At 74.3% G+C, this 3,201-nt stretch carries 1 protein-coding gene and 1 pseudogene; both read left to right on the top strand.

Translation table 11 applies throughout. The features are described from left to right. Positions 1-5: 5 nt before the first annotated feature. Positions 6-2,681, top strand: a complete 2,676-nt coding sequence (nirB, locus tag ACSNOK_RS31995) for a nitrite reductase large subunit NirB (protein ID WP_436784293.1) — start codon at positions 6-8, stop codon at positions 2,679-2,681. After that, positions 2,678-3,019 (top strand): annotated as a pseudogene (nirD, locus tag ACSNOK_RS31990) (nitrite reductase small subunit NirD); the annotation flags it as partial. The gene nirB and the pseudogene nirD, both read left to right, overlap by 4 nt. Between the last annotated feature and the right edge of the window lie 182 nt (positions 3,020-3,201).

Below are 3,201 nucleotides of genomic sequence, written 5' to 3'. Positions count from 1 at the left end.
TGTGTATAAGAGACACCCCCAGCACCACCCCGCCCCGCCTCGTGCTCATCGGACACGGCATGGTCGGCCAGCGCTTCCTCGAAGCGCTCGCCCGGCGCACGGCCGGCCTCGGCGCGGACGCCCCGCACGTCACCGTCCTCGCGGAAGAGCCGCGTCCCGCCTACGACCGGGTCCGGCTCACCTCGTTCCTCTCCGGCGTCTCCGAGGAGGAACTCTCCCTCTGGACGCCCGAGTTCGCGTCACGCCCCGGCATCGACCTCCACCTGGACGACCCGGTCACGGCCGTGGACCGCGCCGCCCGCAAGGTCACCACGCGGTCCGGCGCCGTGCACGCGTACGACACCCTCGTCCTGGCCACCGGCTCACGTCCGTTCGTCCCGCCCGTCACCGGCCACGACACCCCCGGCTGCTTCGTCTACCGCACCATCGACGACCTGGAGGCTCTCCGCGTCCGCGCCCGTGCCGACGGGGTGCGGGCCGGGCTGGTGATCGGCGGCGGGCTGCTCGGTCTCGAAGCGGCCGGGGCGCTGCGCGCCCTGGGCCTGGAGACGCACGTCGTCGAGTTCACCCCGCGGCTGATGGCCGCCCAGGTGGACGACGGCGGCGGCGCCGTCCTGCGCCGCAAGGTCGAGGAGCTGGGCGTCGTCGTGCACACCGGCGTCGGCGCCCGCGAGGTCGAGGCCGGGCCGGACGGGACCGTCTCCCGCGTGACGCTCTCCGACGGCACCGTCGTCCCCTGCGGTCTCGTCGTCTTCTCCGCCGGCGTCCGGCCCCGCGACGACCTCGCCCGCGCCTGCGGGCTCCCCGTCGGCGAGCGCGGTGGCATCGTCGTGGACGACGGCTGCCGCACCGCCGACCCCCGCGTCTGGGCCGTCGGCGAGTGCGCGCTGACCCCCGACGGCCGGGTGCACGGGCTCGTCGCCCCCGGGTACGCGATGGCCGAGGCCGCCGCCGACCGGATCACGGGCGGCGACGGCAGCTTCACCGGCGCCGCACCCGCCGCCCGGCTCAAGCTCCTGGGCGTCGCCGTCGCCAGCTTCGGCGACGCGCACGCCACCGGCGACGACGCCCTGGAAGTCTGCTACGCCAACAGCCGCGACGGCGTGTACAAGAAGCTCGTCGTCACCCCCGACGGCCGGCTGCTCGGCGGCGTCCTCGTCGGGGACACCGACGCGTACGACGTGCTCCGGCCGCTCGCCGAGGCGGGCACCCCGCTCACCACCCCGCCCGAACGGCTCCTCCTGCCCGCCTCCGCCGCGGGCGCGGCGGCGCCCGGCCCCGAGAGCCTCCCGGACACCACGATCGTCTGCTCCTGCCACAACGTCACCAAGGGCTGCATCCGCGCCGCCGTCACCGACCACGGCTGCGGAGACGTCAAGGCCGTCCAGCGGCACACCAACGCCGGTACGGGCTGCGGTTCCTGCCTCTCCATGGTGACCAAGCTCGTCGACGGCGAGACCACGCCCGCGGGTGCCGACCCCGCTCCCAAGGGCCTCTGCGAACACTTCACTCACACCCGCGCGGAACTCTTCGACATCATCAGCGTCACCGGTATCACCACCTTCTCCCGCCTCATCGACGAACACGGCAGCGACGCCAACGGCAGCGACGGCTGCGACACCTGCAAACCCGTCGTCGCCTCCATCCTCGCCACCCTCAACCCCCGCCTCGGCAACTCCGTCCACATCCTCGACGGCGAACAGGCCGCACTCCAGGACACCAACGACCACTTCCTCGCCAACCTCCAGCGCAACGGCTCCTATTCGGTCGTCCCCCGCGTCCCCGCCGGGGAGATCACACCGGAGAAACTCATCGTCCTCGGCGAGATCGCCCGCGACTTCGGCCTCTACACGAAGATCACCGGCGGGCAGCGCATCGACCTGCTCGGCGCCACCGTCGACCAGCTCCCGCACATCTGGCGACGGCTCGTCGACGCCGGGTTCGAGTCCGGCCACGCCTACGGCAAGGCCCTGCGCACGGTGAAGTCCTGCGTCGGCTCGGTCTGGTGCCGCTACGGCGTCCAGGACTCCGTCGCGCTCGCCGTCGAACTCGAACTCCGCTACCGCGGCCTGCGCTCCCCGCACAAGCTCAAGGCCGCCGTCAGCGGCTGCGCCCGCGAGTGCGCCGAGGCCCGCGGCAAGGACTTCGGCGTCATCGCCACCGCCGCCGGCTGGAACCTCTACGTCGGCGGCAACGGCGGGACCACCCCCCGCCACGCCGAACTGCTCCTCGCCGACGCCGACCGCGACACCCTCGTCCGCACCCTCGACCGCTTCCTGATGTTCTACATCCGCACCGCCGACCGGCTGGAGCGCACCGCCCCCTGGATCGCGCGCATGGAAGGCGGCCTCGACCGGCTGCGCTCCGTCGTCGTCGACGACTCCCTCGGCATCTGCGCCGACCTCGACGCCCTCATGGAACAGCACGTCGCCACATACGAGGACGAGTGGCGCGCCACCCTTGAGGACCCCGAACGGCTGCGCCGCTTCGTCTCGTTCGTCAACGCGCCGGGCACGCCCGACCCCGCCGTGCGCTTCGAGGGCGAACCCGGCCGGATCCGCCCGGCCGCGCCGCCCGCCCACCCCGTCGGGAGGGCCGAACCCGTCGGGTCCGCCGGGCCCGTCGAGTCCGTCGAGTCCGCCGGATACGGCGAGCCCGTCGCCGCGGCGGTGGCCCGGTGACCGCCCGCCGCGCCGTCGAGGTCGACGCCGGCACCGGCTGGACGCCCGTCTGCGGCTACGACGACCTGATCCCCGGACGCGGGGTCGCCGCCCTCGTCGACGGCCGGCAGGTGGCCGTCTTCCGGGACCGCGCCGGGCAGGTGTACGCCGTCGGCAACCGGGATCCGTTCAGCGGCGCGTACGTGATCTCCCGCGGCCTCCTGGGGAGCCGCGACGGCGTGCCCGTCGTCGTCTCGCCCATGTACCACCACGCCTTCGACCTGCGCTCGGGCGTCTGCCCGGACGAGCCCGAGGCGCCCGGCGGCGTACCGGCCCGACTGCCCGTATGGCCCGTACGGCTGACCGGCTCGCCGGCCGATCCCGGTGATGCGGCCGGATCCGATGAGGCGGTGGGAGCGGATGCGGCGGCGCCCGAGGCTTCCGGGACGGGCGGGACGTCCGGGTGGAGCGAGCCGTCCGTACCGCCCGAGCCTTCCCCCTCCGCCGAGCCTCCCTCGCCCGCCCGGCCCCTCTCTCCCAC

The sequence above is a fragment of the Streptomyces sp. URMC 126 genome (assembly GCF_051386555.1).
In the GTDB taxonomy this organism is placed as follows: Bacteria; Actinomycetota; Actinomycetes; order Streptomycetales; family Streptomycetaceae; genus Streptomyces.
The sequence above is the reverse complement of the archived record's forward strand: the minus strand, read 5'-3'. Positions and strand labels throughout refer to the sequence as shown.